This window comes from Sneathia sanguinegens (assembly GCF_001517935.1).
Lineage (GTDB): Bacteria > Fusobacteriota > Fusobacteriia > Fusobacteriales > Leptotrichiaceae > Sneathia > Sneathia sanguinegens.
Genome location: NZ_LOQF01000001.1, coordinates 22,659 through 41,771 on the forward strand (window position 1 = coordinate 22,659; position 19,113 = coordinate 41,771).

Here is a 19,113-nt window from a genome sequence, read left to right on the forward strand (position 1 = left end):
GTAATTTTGAAAAAATAAGTGAAATATATTATAATAAGTTAAAAAGATTTGGAGGATATTATGAAATATTTCTTTTTAATAATTGATTATTTAATACCTATGTTATTGATTATCTCATATCCATATTGGAAAAAAATTGCAAATGGACCTATTAATAATATGTCTGGAGTAAGAACAGAAAATTCAATGAAAAATCAAGAAAATTGGAGAAAAATAAATATGCTTTGTGGAAAATATTCTATAATTCTAGGGATTGTGTTATTTATTTTTGTTTCAGTAGTCCTATATTTTAATGTATTGCCTATGGAGTGGAATGCACTTATGTTGACAGTTATCTGTGCAAGTGCTTTTGTATTTATGTGTATATTTATTAATAATAAATTCAATAAATGAAATAGTATTTAAGTCTACTTGTCGTATAGTAGACTTCTTTTTTATTTTTATTTACAAAATGCCATTAAAAGTAATATAATATACAAGGAAAGGTTTAGGGTGGAAAATGAATAATAAAAAAAATTTATCACTATTAATACTTATGTCAAGTATTACTTTGATGGCAATATTATGTGAACTTATGCCTACTGGTTTTTTGCCTCAAATAGGTAGTGTATATGGAAAAAGTATTTCTGAAACAGGAAGATTAGTAGGTATTTATGCACTAGCATCTGCAATTTTTGGAATACCTATAATATCTTTTACAGTTTCTTGGGATAGAAAAAAACTTTTGACAACACTTTTAGCAGGTTTTGCTATTTCAAATTTAATTGTAGGATTGGCACCATCATTTGGTTTTATGTTATTTGGAAGATTAATTGGTGGGCTTTGTGCTGGAACACTTTGGCCTATGATAACTGCATATGGTATGAAATTAGTCGATAAAAATGAAGAAGGTAGAGCAGTTACAATAATTATGTCAGGAATAACCATAGGGATGTCTATTGGTTTACCAATTATGACTATTATAGGGAATTTATTGACTTATAGGGCTATTTTTTTAATTTTAGGTATTTCTTTAGTGCTAATAGGAATATTATGCCATTTTAAATTACCTAATATCAAAGGAGAAAATAAGAGTAAAAGTAATTCTCCTATAACAATGCTTAAAAATCCGGGAGTATTATTAGTTATTGCATTAACTTTTTTAGGAGTAGGTGCTAATTATGGAGTTTATACTTTTATAACTAATCTTATAAAAAATGCAACTTATCCGGGTGTTGCGATGGCACAATTTTTTATAGGTATAGGGTCAATAATTTCAGTAATTATGACTATAAAATTTATAGATAAGTATTTGCACATCATGATTTTAACATTATTCGCATTGACAGCCGTAGTATTTTTAATATTCATTGGCTTTAAAAATGTAATGTTATTACATTTAGTATTTTTCTTATGGGGATTGGAATTTGGATCTTTGAGTAGTATATTTCAAACAGCTACAGCTTACCAAGTTACAAAGGGTGTTGAAGTTGCAAATTCATTACAATCATCATCATTTAATTTTTCTATTATGATAGGTTCAACAATTACAGGATATTTGCTTGAAAGCAAAGGAGTTAGTGCAATGCTATTTTTTGCCTTAGTACTATCAATAATAGGTTTAGTAGTTGCCTTTTTAAATAAAAGAAAATTTATTGACAAAGCCTGAAAAATATGCTAACATAACTTGAAGTAGAAAAAACAAAGCCAAAGACAGTAGGTACAAAGATAAATCCTACCGAGGTAGAGTATGAATATATAGCATATATGTTTACCTCTGGCTTAGAGGTTTTTTTGTTTAAGTAGGAGGTGAAACAGTATGCCAGCACAATACAAAGTTGACGAAGTAAAAAAATTAGTTTCTAAATTAGAAAATGCTAAAGCAGTAGTCTTTGTTGATTACAAGGGAATAACTGTTAATGAAGATACAGAATTAAGAAGAATTGCAAGAAATAATAATGTAGAATATTTCGTAGCAAAGAATAGATTAGTTCAATTAGCCTTAAAAGAAGTTGGAATGGAAGCAGATTATGGTACTTTATTAGAAGGTACAACTTCATATGTTGTAGGTTATGAAGATGGTGTAGCACCATCAAAAACTATATATGAATATAGTAATAAGATAGACAAATTAGAAATTAAAGGTGGTTATGTTGACGGAGGTTTAGTTGATAAAGCAATGATAGAAGCCTTAGCTAAGTTACCATCAAGAGAAGAATTACTATCTCAAATAGCTTATGGATTATTAAGTCCAGTTCGTATGTTAGCAGTAGCATTAACAAATGTTGCTGAACAAAAATAATAAAATAGGAGGAAAATATTATGGCGTTCAATAAAGAACAATTTATAGAAGATTTAAAAGCAATGAGTGTTTTAGAATTAAAAGAAGTAGTAGAAGCAATTGAAGAAACATTTGGTGTTTCAGCACAACCAGTTGCAGTAGCAGGTGCAGCAGCAGGTGCAGCAGCAGCTGAAGAAAAGACAGAATTTGATGTAATATTAGCATCAGCAGGTGCTTCAAAGATTAATGTAATTAAAGAAGTAAGAGGAATTACAGGATTAGGATTAAAAGAAGCTAAGGAATTAGCAGAAACAGCAGGAGCTAAAGTTAAAGAAGGTGTTTCTAAAGAAGAAGCTGAAGAAATTAAGGCTAAATTAGAAGCAGCAGGAGCTACTGTAGAAATTAAGTAATAAACTAACATATATTTAGACACTCTACAATAGTATAGGTGTAGAGTGTCTTTTGTGCATTTCAAAAATTTTCAAAAAAATCGTTAATTTATATTTTTAAAATATTTTAAGCATCTTTTATGGGAGGAAATAAATGAGTAAACTGATAGAAAGATACAGTTTCGGTAAGATTAAAGACAGAGGACAAATGCCTAGCTTTCTTGAATTTCAAATAGATTCATATGAAGATTTTCTACAAGCTAGAGTTAAGCCTGAAGAAAGAGAAGTTAAAGGTTTAGAAGCAATCTTCAGGGAAATATTTGGGGAAATATCACATGGTGATATTCAATTGAAATATTCAAGTTATGAAATTCGTGATAATGATGAACCATTAAATGATGAACTTGAATGCAAAAGAAGAGGAAAAACTTATTCAGGACAATTAAAAGTTAAATTTACTTTAAAGAATAAAGATGGGGAGATACCATCAGAATTTGTTCACTTTGGTGAAATACCAATAATGACTGATAAAGGGTCTTTCATAATAAATGGAGCAGAAAGAGTTGTAGTTTCACAATTACATAGAGCACCAGGGATAACTTTTAATAAGGAAATGGATATGCAAACAGGTAAAGACTTATTTGTTGGTAAAATTATCCCATATAAAGGAACTTGGTTAGAATTTGAAGTAGACAAAAAAGATGTTTTAAATGTAAAAATTGACAGAAGAAAAAAAGTCCCAGCAACAGTTTTTATGAAAGCAATTGAATTTTTCCATGATAATATTGAAATAATGTCAGAATTCTTTGAAGAAAAAACAATAGACTTAACAGAAATCTATAAATATCATAAAGATGAAATGCTAAGTGTTATAAAATCAAAATTAGAAGGATCTTTTTCAAGAGAAGATAAGATAGATGGAGAAACTGGAGAATTTATAGTTGAAATAGGTAAGAGAATAGGAGAAACAACTATACAAAGATTAATAGATTTAAAAGAACCATCTATACAAATATGGGAAGTTAAACCAGAAGATATACCTTTAGCAAATTCAATACAATTAGATTTAACAAGAGATTCTGACGAAGCTGTAGTTGAAATTTATAGAAAATTAAGACCAGGAGATTTGGTAACTGTTTCAAGTGCAAAGCAATTGATTATACCTATGTTTACTAATGTACAAAGATATGATTTAGCAAATGTAGGAAGATATAAGATAAATAAAAGACTTAAATTAAATTTACCAGATACAGATGTAGTATTGAAAAAAGAAGATGTTGTTGCAACAGTAAATTATATTAAGAAATTAATTAGTGGTAATGGTGTAACAGATGACATAGATAATTTATCAAATAGAAGAGTTAGAGGTGTAGGAGAACTATTAGCTATTCAAATAAAAGGTGGAATGATTAAATTAGCTAAAATGGCTAAGGAAAAAATGACAACTATACAAGATTTAAAGGCTTTATCTGTACAAAGCTTACTTAATACTAAACCTTTAAATGCTTTAATTCTTGAATTCTTTGGTAGTGGGCAATTATCACAATTCATGGATCAATCTAATCCATTAAGTGAATTAACACATAAAAGAAGAATATCGGCCTTAGGACCTGGAGGTTTATCAAGAGATAGAGCTGGGTTTGAAGTTCGGGATGTACACAATTCGCATTATGGTAGAATTTGTCCTATTGAAACTCCAGAAGGACCAAATATAGGGCTTATAGCATCACTTTCAACTTATGGTAAGGTTAATAAATATGGATTTATAGAAACACCTTATGTAAAGGTAGAAAATGGAGTTGCCAACTTCGATAAAATTGAATATTTAGGTGCAGATGAAGAAGAAGGACTATTTATAGCACAAGCAGATACACCTATAGATGAAGAAGGAAGATTATTAACTAATCCTGTATGTAGATATGATGATGAAATAGTTACAATAGATAAAACAAAGGTAGATTTAATGGATGTGTCTCCTAAACAATTAGTTTCTGTTTCAGCAGCATTAATACCATTCTTGGAACATGATGATGCCAACCGTGCTTTGATGGGTTCAAATATGCAAAGACAAGCAGTACCTTTACTTAAAACAGAAGCTCCATTAGTAGGAACTGGACTAGAAAGAAAGGTAGCAATAGATTCAGGAGCAGTAATATGTTCTAAAGCAAGTGGTATTGTAACAGCAGTAGATGCTAAGAAAATTATTGTAACAGACAAAAAAGGTAAAGAATATCTACATAGATTATTAAACTTTGAAAAATCAAATCAATCTATGTGTTTGCATCAAAAACCTATAGTAGATTTGAATGAAAAAGTTAAAAAAGGACAAATATTAGCAGATGGTCCAGCAACTTCAGGTGGAGATTTAGCCTTAGGTAAAAATATCTTAATTGCTTTCATTCCTTGGGAAGGATACAATTATGAAGATGCGATATTAATTTCAGAAAGATTAAGAAAAGATGATGTATTAACTTCATTACATGTTGAAGAATTTGATATAGAATCAAGAACAACAAAATTAGGTGATGAAGAAATTACAAGAGAAATACCTAATGTATCTGAAGACGCTTTAAGAAATCTTGATGAACATGGAATTATTAGAGTGGGAGCTTATGTTAAACCTGATGACATTTTAGTTGGTAAAGTTACTCCTAAGGGAGAAACAGAACCACCTGCAGAAGAAAAATTATTAAGAGCAATTTTTGGAGATAAGGCTAAAGATGTAAGGGATACTTCACTTAGATTACCACATGGTGTTAAGGGAACTGTAGTAGAAGTTTTAGAATTATCAAAAGAAAATGGAGATGATTTAAAAGCTGGAGTAAATAAATTAATCAGAATTTATGTAGCAGAAAAGAGAAAAATAACAGTTGGGGATAAAATTTCAGGAAGACATGGAAATAAAGGTATTGTTTCAAGAATTTTACCAGTTGAAGATATGCCACATTTAGAAGATGGAACTCCAGTAGATATATGCTTAAATCCATTGGGTGTGCCATCTCGGATGAATATAGGTCAAGTACTTGAAGTTCACCTTGGTTTGGCTTTAGGAAAATTAAAGAAACACATTTCAACACCAGTTTTCGATGGAGCAAGTGAAGAAGAAGTTAAAGATATGCTAGAAAAAGCAGGATTTAATAGAACTGGTAAAGTAAAATTAATAGATGGAAGAACAGGGCAACCATTTGATAGCGAAATAACAGTTGGATATATGTATATCTTGAAATTGCATCACTTAGTAGAAGATAAGATGCACGCAAGAGCAATAGGACCTTATTCATTAGTTACTCAACAACCATTAGGAGGTAAAGCACAATTTGGTGGTCAAAGATTAGGAGAAATGGAAGTTTGGGCACTTGAAGCATATGGAGCATCTAATGTATTACAAGAAATGTTAACAGTTAAATCAGATGATATTAATGGAAGAACAAAGAGTTATGAAGCAATTGTAAAAGGGCAACCAATGCCAGAAGCAGATGCACCTGAATCATTTAAAGTTCTTATGAAAGAATTTCAATCATTAGGACTAGATATTAATTTATATAGTGCAGATGGTGAAAAAATTGAATTAGACAATAATGTAGATATGTAAGGAGCTTATTTTAATGAGTATTAAAGATTTTGATAGCATACAAATAAAATTAGCTTCTCCAGAAAAAATAAGGGAATGGTCTTATGGAGAAGTTACTAAAGCTGAAACTATAAATTATAGAACATTAAAACCTGAACCAAATGGGTTATTCTGTGAAAAAATATTTGGTCCAGCTAAAGATTATGAATGTTCATGTGGAAAGTATAAAAGATTAAAACATAAAGGAATAAAGTGTGAAAAATGTGGTGTAGATGTTACAACTTCTAAGGTAAGAAGAGAAAGAATGGGGCATATAGAGTTAGCAGCACCAGTAGCACATATTTGGTATTCAAAAGGAACACCTAATAAAATGAGTCTATTACTTGGAATTTCTACTAAAGATTTAGAAGCTGTGCTTTATCATTCAAAATATATAGTAATTAATGGGGATAAAGAATATCCTACAGGAAGTGTAATACAAAGTAGAGAATACGAATTAATAAAAACACAAAATCGTGAAGGTTTTGAAGCAAAAATGGGAGCTGAAGGTGTTCTTGAACTACTTAAGGCAATAGATCTTGATAAAGCTGAAGAAAAATTAGAAGAAGAATTAGAAGAAGCAAATTCTGTACAAAAAAAGAAAAAACTTGTTAAGAGATTAAAAGTAATAAGAGATTTCAAGAATTCAGGAAATAGACCTGAATGGATGATTTTAACAGTTTTACCAGTTATGCCAGCTGATTTAAGACCAATGGTTCAATTAGATGGTGGTCGTTTTGCAACTTCAGATTTGAATGATTTATATAGAAGAGTAATAAATAGAAATGCAAGATTGTATAAATTATTAGAAATTAATGCACCAGAAACTATGATAAAGAATGAAAAAAGAATGCTTCAAGAAGCTGTTGACTGTTTAATTGACAATGGTAGAAGAGGTAAAGCAATATTATCACAAAATAATAGAGAATTAAAATCTTTATCATCTATGTTAAAGGGTAAACAAGGAAGATTTAGACAAAATCTATTAGGTAAGCGGGTTGACTATTCAGGAAGATCTGTTATAGTAGTTGGACCAAGTCTTAAGATAAGTCAATGTGGTATACCTAAAAAAATGGCATTAGAATTATATAAACCATTTTTAATGAGAGAATTGGTAAAAAGAGAATTAGCTATTAATATAAAGATAGCTAAAAAGATGGTTGAAGAAGAAGATGAAAATGTTTGGGAATTAATAGAAGAAATTATAAAGAATCACCCAATATTACTTAATAGAGCACCGACTTTGCATAGACTATCTATTCAAGCTTTTGAACCAGTATTAATAGAAGGTAAGGCAATGAGATTGCATCCTTTAGTTTGTGCAGCCTTCAATGCTGACTTTGATGGTGACCAAATGGCAGTCCACTTGGTATTATCACCTGAATCACAAATGGAAGCAAAATTATTGATGTTATCAACAAATAATTTATTATCACCTTCAAGTGGAAAACCTATAGCTGTTCCATCACAAGATATGGTTATGGGATGTTACTATATGACAACAACAAGAAAAGGTGAAAAGGGAGAAGGTTTAGTATTCTCAAGTAAGAACCAATTAATAACAGCATATCAAGCTGGAAAAGTTGGTACACATGCTGTTGTAAAAGCAAGAATCGATGGCGAATTAATAGAAACTACACCAGGTAGATTGATGTTTTCAACAATGTTACCTAAGGAAGTAAGAGACTATAATCAAACTTATGGTAAAAAGCAAATAGCTCAATTAATAACTATTCTATATAAAAAGTTTGGTCCAGAAAAGACTGCTGAATTATTAGATAAAATAAAAGAATTTGGATACCACTATGGTACTTTAGCTGGTGTTACAGTCAGTGTTGAGGACCTTGAAATTCCAGCTACTAAAAAAGGTTTACTTGAAGAAGCAGATAAGCAAGTTCAAGAAGTAGAAGAAGAATATAGACAAGGAAAAATCATTAATGATGAAAGATATAGAAAGATAGTTGAAATTTGGTCAGAAGTTACTGAAAAAGTTACTAATGATATGATGAATAATCTTGATGAATTTAATCCAGTATATATGATGGCAAACTCAGGAGCCAGAGGTAGTATAGCACAAATGCGTCAACTTGCAGGTATGAGAGGATTAATGTCAGATACACAAGGAAGAATTATGGAAAAACCTATAAGAGTAAACTTTAGGGAAGGACTTAGTGTATTAGACTTCTTTATGTCTTCACATGGTGCGAGAAAAGGAGCTTCAGATAGAGCGTTAAGAACTGCTGACTCAGGATATTTAACAAGAAGATTGGTTGATATATCACATGAAGTTATTATTAAAAAAGATGACTGTGGTTGCAAGGGTGTCGGAATTTTAGTATCTAATCTAGTTGATTCAGGTGAAGTAATAGAACCTTTAGCAGAAAGAATATATGGAAGAAGATTAGCAAAAGACTTAGTATATAATGGAGAAGTAATAGCAGAATATAATACTATAATTACAGATGAACTTAATAAAAAGATAAAAGATTTAGGTATAACTGAAGTTATGGTAAGAAGTCCATTAACATGTACTTTGGAAAATAAGGGAGTATGTAGAAAATGTTATGGTATAGATTTATCTAATCATAAAGAAATTCTAAAAGGGGAAGCAGTAGGAGTTATAGCAGCTCAATCAATTGGTGAGCCAGGTACTCAACTTACAATGCGTACTTTCCATACAGGAGGTGTTGCTCAAGCAGCAGCTGTTCAATCAAGTTATAAGGCATTTGAATCTGGAAAAATAAAATATGTTGACTTAGAATTAATTAAGGATGAAACAGGAAAAGAAATTGTTGCATCTCAAACAGCTAAGGCAATAATAGGAAAACATAAATATGAAATTCCTAGTGGTTCAGTAGTTAAATTTAAAAATGGTGACAAGGTTAAAAAAGGTGATTTGATTGTAGAATTTGATCCTTTCCAAACACCTATAATTACTACAAAATCTGGTAGAATAGAATATAGAGATATTTATATAAAAGAAAATGTAGATATAAAATATAATGTTGTAGAAAGATTAGCAATTAAACCTATAGAAAATAATGAAGTAAATCCTCGTGCAATAATTTATGATGAAGAAAATAAAAAAATTGCAGAATATAGTATTCCTTATGGAGCATATTTAATGTATGGTGAAAAGGAAAAAGTTAATTCTGGGGATATAATAGCTAAAATTTTAAAAACAGCAGAAGGAACAAAGGATATTACAGGTGGTCTACCAAGAGTACAAGAATTATTTGAAGCTAGAAATCCTAAAGGTAAAGCCCTATTAGCAGATGTAAGTGGAAGAGTAATTTTCAAGGAAGATCCTAAGAATAAAAAAGGAGCTCGTAGTATTTCAATAATTGATCCAGAAACTGGAAATGAAATAAAACAATATGTAATTCAAGGTGGAGAAAGATTAGTTGTAACAAATGAAATGCTAATTGAAAAAGGTGCTAAAATTACAGATGGACCTATATCACCACATGATATGTTAAGAGTTAAGGGAGAAGTTGCAGCACAACAATTTATACTTGAATCTGTACAAGGTGTATATAGAAGTCAAGGAGTTACTGTTAATGATAAACATATAGAAATTATCGTTAAACAAATGTTCCAAAAAGTTAGAATACTTGAATCAGGATCTACTTTATTCTTAGAAGATGAATTAGTTGATAAAAAGATAATAGAAAATATAAATAAAAAGAAAATAGAAGAAGGTAAAAAACCAGCTAAATATGAACCTATCATACAAGGTATAACTAAGGCTGCGGTTAATACTGAAAGCTTTATTTCAGCTTCTTCATTCCAAGAAACAACTAAAGTTCTAGCAAATGCTGCAATAGAAGGAAAAGTTGATAGATTGGAAGGATTAAAGGAAAATGTAATAATTGGTAAGAAGATACCAGGAGGTACAGGTTTCAAAGATTATGCAGATTTAAAAGTTACAGAATTAGAAGAAATTGATGAAAATGAAATTCTTTAGGAGTTTAAATGAAAAGTAAATTATTTGTTGTTTCAGGGCCTTCGGGCTCTGGAAAATCAACTATTACTAAGGAAGTATGCAAAAGATTAGGTGTTGTTTTATCTATTTCTGCTACCTCAAGAAAGGCAAGAGTAGGAGAGGTAGATGGAAAAGACTACTATTTCTTATCTAATGAGGAATTCGAGAAAAAAATTAAAAATGATGAATTTTTTGAGTATGCTAAAGTACATGGAAACTATTATGGAACTTTAGTTAGTACAGTTGAGAAAAATTTAGCAGAAGGTAAAAGTGTACTTCTTGAAATTGATGTTCAAGGTGGACTTATAGTCAAAAAAAAGAAAAAAGATGCAGTATTAATTTTTTGTAAAACAGAAAATGAAGAAATCTTAGAAAAAAGACTTAGAAGCAGAAATACAGATGCTGAAGATGTTATACAATTGAGATTGAATAATGCAAAAAAAGAAATGAAATATATAGATAAATATGACTATGTAATAGTCAATAAAGACTTAGAAATTTCTATTGAAAATTTAATGAGTATTATACTAGAGGAAGAAAAAGATGAAAAAAAATCATAAAATAACAGTTAATGAATTATTTGCTAAATTTCCTAATAAATATGAATTAGCAATAGCTTGTGGGAAATTAGCTAGAAAGAAACTACAAGAAGGTGTTTCAAAATCAAAAGTTATGGATATAGTCTTTGAAGAAATTATGGAAGATAAGGTTAAAATCGAAGAAAATTAAAATATCATGTTGACAAAAGAAAATATCACAATATACTATAGCATGAGGGTAAAAGATGTTGAAAGATGAAGATAAACAACTATTGTTATCTAAGATAGACATAGTTGAATTAATATCACAATATGTTGATTTAAAAAAATCTGGTTCAGGATACAAGGGGTTGTCACCTTTTAAGGATGAAAAGACCCCGTCTTTTATGGTAAGCCCAACAAAGAAAATTTTCAAAGATTTTAGTTCAGATATAGGTGGAGATGCAATTCGTTTCTATATGTTAATTAATAAAATTAGTTACTTAGAAGCAATAGAACAACTAGCGAAAAAATATAATGTGAATATAAATCTTGCTAGAAGTAATGCTAATTACTATGATAAATACTATAACTTAACTAAAAAAATTTGTGAATATTATGCTACTAATCTTTTAAATTCTCCTATAGCACAGAATTATTTAAAAAATAGAGGCTATAGCTTAGAAGATATAAAGAAGTTTAAATTAGGCTATGCTAAAAATACTTGGGATGATATTTATAAGGCATTTTCTAAAGAAGATATAAATATTTTATTAGAATTAGGACTTGTAGCTAAAGGTGAAAATGGCTATTATGATATTTTTAGAGATAGAATTATGATACCTATATTTAATAAAAAAGGTGATATAGTAGGTTTTGGTGGTAGAGATATTTCAGCAAAGCCAGAAGTAGCAAAATATATTAATTCTAAAGAATCTAAAATATTTAAAAAAAGTAATGAATTATATGGGATCTTTGATGGCGGAAATATAATAGAAAAATATAATTCATGTATGCTAGTTGAAGGATATTTTGATGTTCTAGCCTTACATAAGGCGGATATAAGAAATTCAATAGCTAGTTTGGGAACAGCACTAACAGCAAATCAAGTGAAATATATAAAAAAATTAACCGAAAATATTCTTATAGCTTATGATAATGATAGTGCAGGTTTGGCTGCAAAAATTAGAGCGATACTTTTATTGAATAATTATGGCTTTAATGTAAAAGTTATGGATTATTCAAATATGGGCAAAGACCCAGATGAAATTTTAAAGAATTATGGAAAAGATGCTTTTATTGAAGAAATAAAAAAATCTGAAGATGCTTTTGACTTTCTATATAAATATTATTTGGCAGAAGGAGATATAGAAAAGTTAGGTGTAAAAAGAAAGTTAATAAAAGAAATGAATTCATATTTTGCTTCAATTAAAAATCCGATTTACTATGAAGAATTTATAAAAAAATTTGCTAAAAAGTTAAATATTTCTATTGAAGCATTAAAATCTAATTTAGTTAAATCAGCAAAAATGCCAGTTGAAGAAAGAAAAGTTACAACTAAAAGTAAAAAACAAATAAATAATAGACAAAGACAATTAGAAGAAATGACCATATTTTTACTCTATAAAGATTTCAAAAAGGGCATAAAAGAGAAATTATCTTTGTTTGAAAAAATTTCTTTTTCAAATATATATTTCTCACAAATGTTTGAGAAGTTATATCAAAATGATTTTAAAGTTGAAAATCTAAGTAATGAAGAGTCGAGAATATTATTTGATTTAACCTTGAAGTATGATGATATTAAAATAGACTATGTAATTCTCTATAGAGAATGGATTTTACAATATATTAAAAATTCAAGAGAAATGATAGTAAACTATTTTGAAGGCTATGATAATATGAATGATGAAGACTACGCTAGCTACATGTCTTTTGTGAGCCGTGTGAAACATATTGAAAAGAGCGTGGATTTACCAAAAATAAAGAAAGTATATGACGATTATTTGGAATATGAAAAGGGGAAAATGCATGCTTTATGATAAAAAAAATAATAGTTTAAAAGAAGATATATCTAAAATATTAAAAGATGCACGAGAAAAAAAAGAAATAAGTAGATCTAAGATTGATAGTATTTTAAAGAATAGAATATCAACTGAAAAAATAGATCAAATAGCAAATAAATTAAAAAAAGAAGGTATTATAGTAATTGAAGATGTAGATTCAGATGTTCCATATGATAAATTAGATGATGCAGAAGTTCAAAAAATGTTAAATGATGACATTATGAAACTTGCAGAATACATGGATGTGGATGAACCTATAAAAATGTATCTTCGTGAAATAGGGCAAATTCCCTTGCTTTCTCATGAAGAAGAAATTGCTTTAGCCCAAAGAGTAGTTAAGGGTGATGCTGCTGCTAAACAAAAATTAATAGAGTCAAATTTAAGATTAGTTGTAAGTATTGCTAAAAAACATACGAATAGAGGGCTTAAATTGTTAGATCTTATTCAAGAAGGCAATATGGGTCTTATGAAAGCGGTTGAAAAATTTGAATATGAAAAGGGATTTAAATTTTCAACTTATGCCACTTGGTGGATAAGACAAGCTATAACAAGGGCAATAGCAGATCAAGGAAGAACAATTAGAATACCAGTACATATGATAGAAACAATAAATAAGATAAAAAAAGCAAGTAGAATTATACTACAAGAAACAGGAAAAGATCCTACTCCAGAAGAACTTGCTAAGAAATTGAATATACCAATAGATAAGGTAAAAAGTATTTTGGAAATGAACCAAGATCCAATATCTTTAGAAACCCCAGTAGGTAGTGAGGAAGATAGTGAATTAGGAGACTTTGTTGAAGATGACAAATTCTTAAATCCATATGATGCTACTGCTAGAGTTTTACTTCGTGAAAAATTAGAAGGAATTTTAAAAGATGCTCTTAATGAAAGGGAAGAACAAGTCTTAAGACATAGATTTGGTCTTGATGATGGAGCACCAAAAACATTAGAAGAAGTAGGAAAAATTTTCAATGTTACAAGGGAAAGAATTAGACAAATTGAAGTTAAGGCTATTAATAAATTAAAAAGCAAAAAATATACAAGCAATTTGGAAAATTATAGAAAATAGGGGGAAGATATTATGGAAAATTTAATTCCTAAGGCTGTAGGGCCTTATTCAGCTTATAGAATGGTTGGTGATTATCTATATGTTTCAGGACAAATAGGTTTAGATCCAGCTGTTAATGAATTGAAGGAAGGCTTGGAAGAACAAGCTAAACAAGTTTTCACTAATATAAAGAATATATTAGCAGTTAATGGTATGACTATGGACAATGTAGTTAAAACCACAGTATTATTAGATGACATAAAGGATTTTGTTAAAGTTAATGAAATTTATGCAACATTCTTTAAAGAACCTTATCCTACAAGATCAGCTTTTTCTGTTAAGGCATTACCTAAGGGAGCATTGGTTGAAGTAGAAGTATTGGCACATAAGTAAAATATTAAAGAATAGAGTATGAACTGACCTCAAAAAGTAATTAAAGGAGGTCAGTTTTTTTATAGTAAAATATAGATAAAAACTTCGGATTATATAATATTTATTGACTTTTTATTATAAATTAGAGTAAGATTATGTAGAGAGGAGAATATACTATGAAAAAAACATTCTTAATTATTTTATCTATTTTATCAACTATAATTTATTCAGAAGAAACAAAAGGTTATGAAGTAGGTGGTGGAAGTGCAAGTGGAAATGATGCAATAGCTATAGGTAAAAATTCTAAGGCTAATGAACAATATTCCATAGCTATAGGTAAGGATGCAAGTACAAATAATGCAACTACTCCAAAAGATAAAAAAGAAAATAAGGAAATAATTAGTGATAAAGCTATAGCAATAGGATATAGTTCAAAAACTATTGGAAGAGAAGGAGTTGCTATAGGATCTTCAGCAGAAGTTGTAGGACAAGAAGGTATAGCAATAGGAAATAGTTCGAGTTCTGAAAGTACAGCAGTTGCTATTGGAGGTTTGGCTGATGCTACAAAAGGGACTTCAGTAGCTATAGGATATATGTCAAAAGCAGATGAAGCTATGACAGTTTCTGTAGGAAGAATATCTAAAAAGGATGGATTTACTAGAAGAATAGTAAATGTAGGAGATGGTATAAATCCAAATGATGCTCCAACAATGAGACAGTTGGTATATGCTACAGCAATACAAGTATCCGCAGACAAGACATCAGATATGGCATATTTATCTAAAGATGGAAATAATAATTTAACACATGTAGGGTTTAATGTTTTGAAAATTTATGGTAAAAATGGAATTTCTACAGAAGTAAATAATAAAGGAGAAATTACAATTAGTTTAAAAAATACAAGTATGAATGGTATTGATAAAGAAACAATAAAAAAAATAGATGATAGTTTATCAAAATCAGATTTAGCAATAAATGGAATATCTAATGCAGTAGCAATTGCAAATTTGATTCAAACTTATGGGCATAATTTAAGTGCAGCTTATGGATACTATGGAGGGGCTCATTCTGTAGCTATAGGTTTTACTGGAGTTGAAGGCAAATTAGGATATAAATTAAGTGGATCTTTAAATAATAAAGGGAATTTAGCTTTAGGATTAGGAATTAGTGTGAATTTAGATAAAAAAAATAATGAAGATCTTCGTAAAATAGTAAAAGAACAAAAAAAAGAAATTGAGGAACTTAAAGAAAAATATGATAAGTTAATAGAAATTTTAAAAAGTTTACATTAAGAGTTAAATTTTCTATATTTAGTTCAAGTTAAATAGTTAGTTATTTGCTAGCTATTTTTTTATATTTTTGATATAATTAAGAGGCACTCATAGTGTGCCGTTGGCATAGTTATGAGTTTTTTTAATTATTTGATGTTTACTTTTGAAATATTTCAAGGTATAACATTATCCCAATATAAAATAAATAAGAATTTAGGAGGCTTATATGAAAAAAATTATTTCTTACATTATGTTATTATTCACACTTTTTTCTTGTGGAGTTGCTAGCAAGAATGCTGATACATTTGAATTAGCAGGATTTTTAGTAGGTACAGGAGATAAGATTAATTATTACTGGCAAAGTGGGGATGGATTAATGCCATATTTACTTTATCGTGGGCTAGTAATATCATCTTCAAATTTCAAAGAAGTTAAACCTGATTTAGCTGAAAAATATGAAATTTCTAAAGATGAAAAGACTTATACTTTTACTATGAAGCCTAATTTAAAATGGTCAGATGGACAAGCATTAACTGCAGAAGATGTTAAATTCAGTATTGAAGAAGCTCTTAAAGTTTCATTAATAAATGGTATTTTTACAGAAGCATTTACAAAAATAGAAGGAGCTAAGGATTTAAAGGACGAAAAAGCTAAAGATTTGAAGGGTGTAATTGTTGATAAAGATAAGGTAACAATTAAATTAACAAAACCTATAGGTAATTTTATGAATGTTTTAGCACAATTCTATATTTTACCTAAACATTGCTTAGAAAAAGAAAATCCACTTGAATTACATAATAGTTCATTTTGGTCAAAACCAGTTACAAGTGGTATGTACAAAGTAGATAAAATACAAGTTGGAAACTATATTGAATTAGGTATAAATCCAAATTATGAAGGAACAAAGCCTAAGATAAAAAAAGTAGTATATAATTTTGTACAAGATCATACTTTAGCAGTACAAAATGGAAATGAATATATTTTCCAAACAAATAAACCTAAAGAAATTCAAGAAATAAGTAAAATAAAAGGAATGAAAAAAATACCAGTAGATGCTTTATTTTATAGATATTTTATAGTTAATTTAGCAGGTATAGATGGTAAAGGAAATTCTAAATTATCAGATGTAAGAGTAAGACAAGCCTTATTATATGCAATAGATAAGGTTACGTTAGGTAATAAGCTATATCCAGAAGTAGCAAAGGCAAATTATACTGCAGTACCTGATGGTAAGCCAGAAGAATTAAAAGATGTTAATAAATTTGAATTTAATCAAGAAAAGGCAAAGGCTTTATTAAAAGAAGCAAACTATAATTTTAATGATCCTTTGGTTATAACATACTACTATAAAGATCAAACATCAGTAGACTTTATGCAAGCAATTAGTTATCAATTAAATCAAATAGGAATTAAAACAAAATTAGTTCAAATACAATCAAGTTCAACACCAGCATTATTTAAACAAAGAAAGTATGATATAGCATATAAAGGCTTCTCATCATTTGGATATGAAAGTTGGTATGGAGAATATACTTCAAATAATGTAAACTTCAAAAATATATATAATGGAGATACATCTTTTGATGCTCTAGTTGAAAAATTATCACAAACAAGTGATGAAACTGAAAGAAATAATATATTACAACAATTACAAAAATTAGAACAAGAAAAATTATATAAATTACCATTATATACTTTCAATAACTATTTATTCATAAATGAAAATAAGGTTAAAATACCAAGTGATGTAACTTTTGCTAATACATTCTACAGATATGATTACAACTTTGAAAAATGGGAATTAAGATAATGAAAAAATATATTGTAAAAAAAATATTACTCATAATACCAACAATGATATTAATAAGTTTTTTAGTATTTGTTGGCTTACAATTAGTTCCGGTTGATCCAATAACATATATTGTTCCTCCAGATATGGCAGCTAATGTTGAACAAATTAATAAATTGAGAGTGCAATTAGGATTGGATAAACCAATAATATATAGATATTTTAAGTGGCTAATAGGAATTTTAAAAGGCGATTTTGGCTATAGTATAGTTTCAGGTACTGCTATTAAAGATATAATTAAGCAAGCTTTACCTGCAACTTTCATATTAGCCTTTACAGCTTTAATATTTTCAACAATTATTGGTATAGCTATAGGGATACTTGCAGCTATAAAGCAAAATAGTATAGTGGATAATATAGTTAGATTTTTTTCAGTATTAGCTGCTGCTATACCGAGTTTTTTCTTTGGAATTTTATTACTTAATATATTTGCAATAAAATTACAACTATTTCCAATAAGTGGTAGATATTCTTCTAGTTATAGCTCGATAAGACATTTAGTCTTACCGAGTTTAACTCTATCACTAGCTCTAGTTTCAGCTGTAATGAGATATACAAGAAATTCAATATTAGATATTTGTAATATGCCTTATGTTAAAACAGCTAGAGCTAAAGGGATTTCAGAATTTAAGGTATATTTTAAACATATTTTAAAAAATGCATTAAGACCTATCTTAGTTTTATTAATTTTCAGATTACCTATACTTGTAGGAGGTTCAGTAATAATAGAAAATATTTTTGCTTGGCCTGGAATAAGTCGTGTAATATTAGAAGGCATTACAGCAGGGGATTATCCTGTGATAATGATGACAACTTTGATGGTGGCTTTTGTTATGCTAGCTTGTAGTTTGATAGTTGATATAGTTATGGCTATATTAGATCCAAGAATAAGATATTAGGTGATATGAATGAGAAAAAAATTAAAAAAACTTTTGAATAATAATTTGGCTATTTTTGGATTGATACTTTGCATAATATTAACCTTAGCCTGTATTTTTGCCCCTTTATTAACAAAGTATGGAGCAAATACTGTAGAAGTTAATGAAATATTACTTGCACCATCAAAAAAACATATAATGGGAACAGATCAATTAGGTAGAGATGTTTTTGCAAGATTACTTTATGGAGGAAGAGTCTCCATAGCTGTTGGGGTTATAAGTGCAATATTTGGAGCATTGATAGGAACAATTTTAGGTAGCATATCTGGTTACTTTTCAGGGAAAATAGATGAATTTTTTGTTAAATTATCAGAACTATTTCAAATATTTCCTAGTATAATATTGATACTTTTAATTTCTAGTATCATAGGACAAGGAGTTAAAAATATTATATTCATTTTTTCTATAACAGGTTGGATGACAACATTTAGAATGGTAAGAAATGAATTTTTATCTTTGAAACAAGAAAATTATGTTCAAGTTTCTAAAGCTATTGGAATGTCTAATTTAAGAATAATATTTAAACATATATTACCCAATGCAATGTCTCCAGTTATAGTGGCACTTAGTCTTAATGTTGCTGGCTTCATATTAGGAGAAGCAGGGCTTAGTTTTTTAGGAGTAGGTGTTCCGGTAGATGTTCCAACTTGGGGAAATATAATAAATGCAGCAAAATCTTTAGATGTTATACAAAATAATTGGTGGTTATGGCTAATACCAGGTATTACTATATCTCTATTTATTCTATCTATTAATTTTATAGGTGATGGTTTAAGAGATATAATGGATCCAAAACAAGGAGAATAA

At 28.8% G+C, this 19,113-nt stretch carries 15 protein-coding genes and 1 other annotated feature; all 15 genes read left to right on the plus strand.

From position 1 onward, the window contains the following. Nucleotides 1-60: 60 nt before the first annotated feature. The 15 genes from AWT65_RS00130 to AWT65_RS00200 all read left to right on the plus strand — a co-directional run bounded on the left by AWT65_RS00130 (nucleotide 61) and on the right by AWT65_RS00200 (nucleotide 19,113). Nucleotides 61-393: an SdpI family protein gene (locus AWT65_RS00130; protein WP_066728068.1), complete on the plus strand. Its 333-nt coding sequence runs from the start codon at nucleotides 61-63 to the stop codon at nucleotides 391-393. 106 nt (nucleotides 394-499) lie between these two features. Further along, entirely contained in the window at nucleotides 500-1,648 is a 1,149-nt protein-coding gene (locus AWT65_RS00135) for an MFS transporter (protein WP_198142919.1), read from the plus strand. A 20-nt stretch (nucleotides 1,649-1,668) separates the two neighbouring features. Then, nucleotides 1,669-1,783 (plus strand) — a sequence feature (ribosomal protein L10 leader region). Between the two features lie 15 nt (nucleotides 1,784-1,798). After that, nucleotides 1,799-2,281 (plus strand): 50S ribosomal protein L10, encoded by a 483-nt coding sequence (gene rplJ, locus AWT65_RS00140; protein WP_066728071.1) that lies wholly within the window; start codon nucleotides 1,799-1,801, stop codon nucleotides 2,279-2,281. 20 nt (nucleotides 2,282-2,301) lie between these two features. Beyond that, nucleotides 2,302-2,670 (plus strand): 50S ribosomal protein L7/L12, encoded by a 369-nt coding sequence (gene rplL, locus AWT65_RS00145; protein WP_066728073.1) that lies wholly within the window; start codon nucleotides 2,302-2,304, stop codon nucleotides 2,668-2,670. Nucleotides 2,671-2,803: 133 nt separating this feature from the next. Continuing rightward, nucleotides 2,804-6,241 carry a DNA-directed RNA polymerase subunit beta gene (gene rpoB / locus AWT65_RS00150; protein WP_066728075.1) on the plus strand — a complete coding sequence of 1,146 codons (3,438 nt, stop codon included), beginning with the start codon at nucleotides 2,804-2,806 and terminating at the stop codon, nucleotides 6,239-6,241. A 13-nt stretch (nucleotides 6,242-6,254) separates the two neighbouring features. Beyond that, nucleotides 6,255-10,226, plus strand: coding sequence for a DNA-directed RNA polymerase subunit beta' (gene rpoC, locus AWT65_RS00155; protein WP_066728077.1), 3,972 nt, complete (start codon nucleotides 6,255-6,257; stop codon nucleotides 10,224-10,226). A gap of 8 nt (nucleotides 10,227-10,234) precedes the next feature. Beyond that, entirely contained in the window at nucleotides 10,235-10,804 is a 570-nt protein-coding gene (gmk, locus tag AWT65_RS00160; protein WP_066728079.1) for a guanylate kinase, read from the plus strand. Further along, nucleotides 10,788-10,973 carry a DNA-directed RNA polymerase subunit omega gene (locus AWT65_RS00165; protein WP_066728081.1) on the plus strand — a complete coding sequence of 62 codons (186 nt, stop codon included), beginning with the start codon at nucleotides 10,788-10,790 and terminating at the stop codon, nucleotides 10,971-10,973. Before gmk ends, AWT65_RS00165 begins: the two co-directional genes overlap by 17 nt. Nucleotides 10,974-11,028: 55 nt before the next feature. After that, entirely contained in the window at nucleotides 11,029-12,801 is a 1,773-nt protein-coding gene (dnaG, locus tag AWT65_RS00170) for a DNA primase (protein WP_066728082.1), read from the plus strand. Continuing rightward, complete coding sequence (rpoD, locus tag AWT65_RS00175) at nucleotides 12,791-13,897, plus strand: RNA polymerase sigma factor RpoD (protein ID WP_066728084.1); 1,107 nt, start codon at nucleotides 12,791-12,793, stop codon at nucleotides 13,895-13,897. The genes dnaG and rpoD overlap by 11 nt, the downstream gene beginning before the upstream one ends. Before the next feature lie 12 nt (nucleotides 13,898-13,909). After that, the gene (locus AWT65_RS00180) at nucleotides 13,910-14,269 is read left to right on the plus strand and encodes a Rid family detoxifying hydrolase (RefSeq protein ID WP_066728086.1); all 360 of its coding nucleotides are present in this window, start codon (nucleotides 13,910-13,912) and stop codon (nucleotides 14,267-14,269) included. A gap of 155 nt (nucleotides 14,270-14,424) precedes the next feature. Then, entirely contained in the window at nucleotides 14,425-15,540 is a 1,116-nt protein-coding gene (locus AWT65_RS00185; RefSeq protein WP_066728093.1) for a hypothetical protein, read from the plus strand. A gap of 205 nt (nucleotides 15,541-15,745) precedes the next feature. Then, nucleotides 15,746-17,329, plus strand: a complete 1,584-nt coding sequence (locus tag AWT65_RS00190; RefSeq protein ID WP_066728095.1) for an ABC transporter substrate-binding protein — start codon at nucleotides 15,746-15,748, stop codon at nucleotides 17,327-17,329. After that, complete coding sequence (locus tag AWT65_RS00195) at nucleotides 17,329-18,267, plus strand: ABC transporter permease (RefSeq protein ID WP_066728098.1); 939 nt, start codon at nucleotides 17,329-17,331, stop codon at nucleotides 18,265-18,267. Before AWT65_RS00190 ends, AWT65_RS00195 begins: the two co-directional genes overlap by 1 nt. A gap of 9 nt (nucleotides 18,268-18,276) precedes the next feature. Next, complete coding sequence (locus AWT65_RS00200; RefSeq protein ID WP_066728104.1) at nucleotides 18,277-19,113, plus strand: ABC transporter permease; 837 nt, start codon at nucleotides 18,277-18,279, stop codon at nucleotides 19,111-19,113.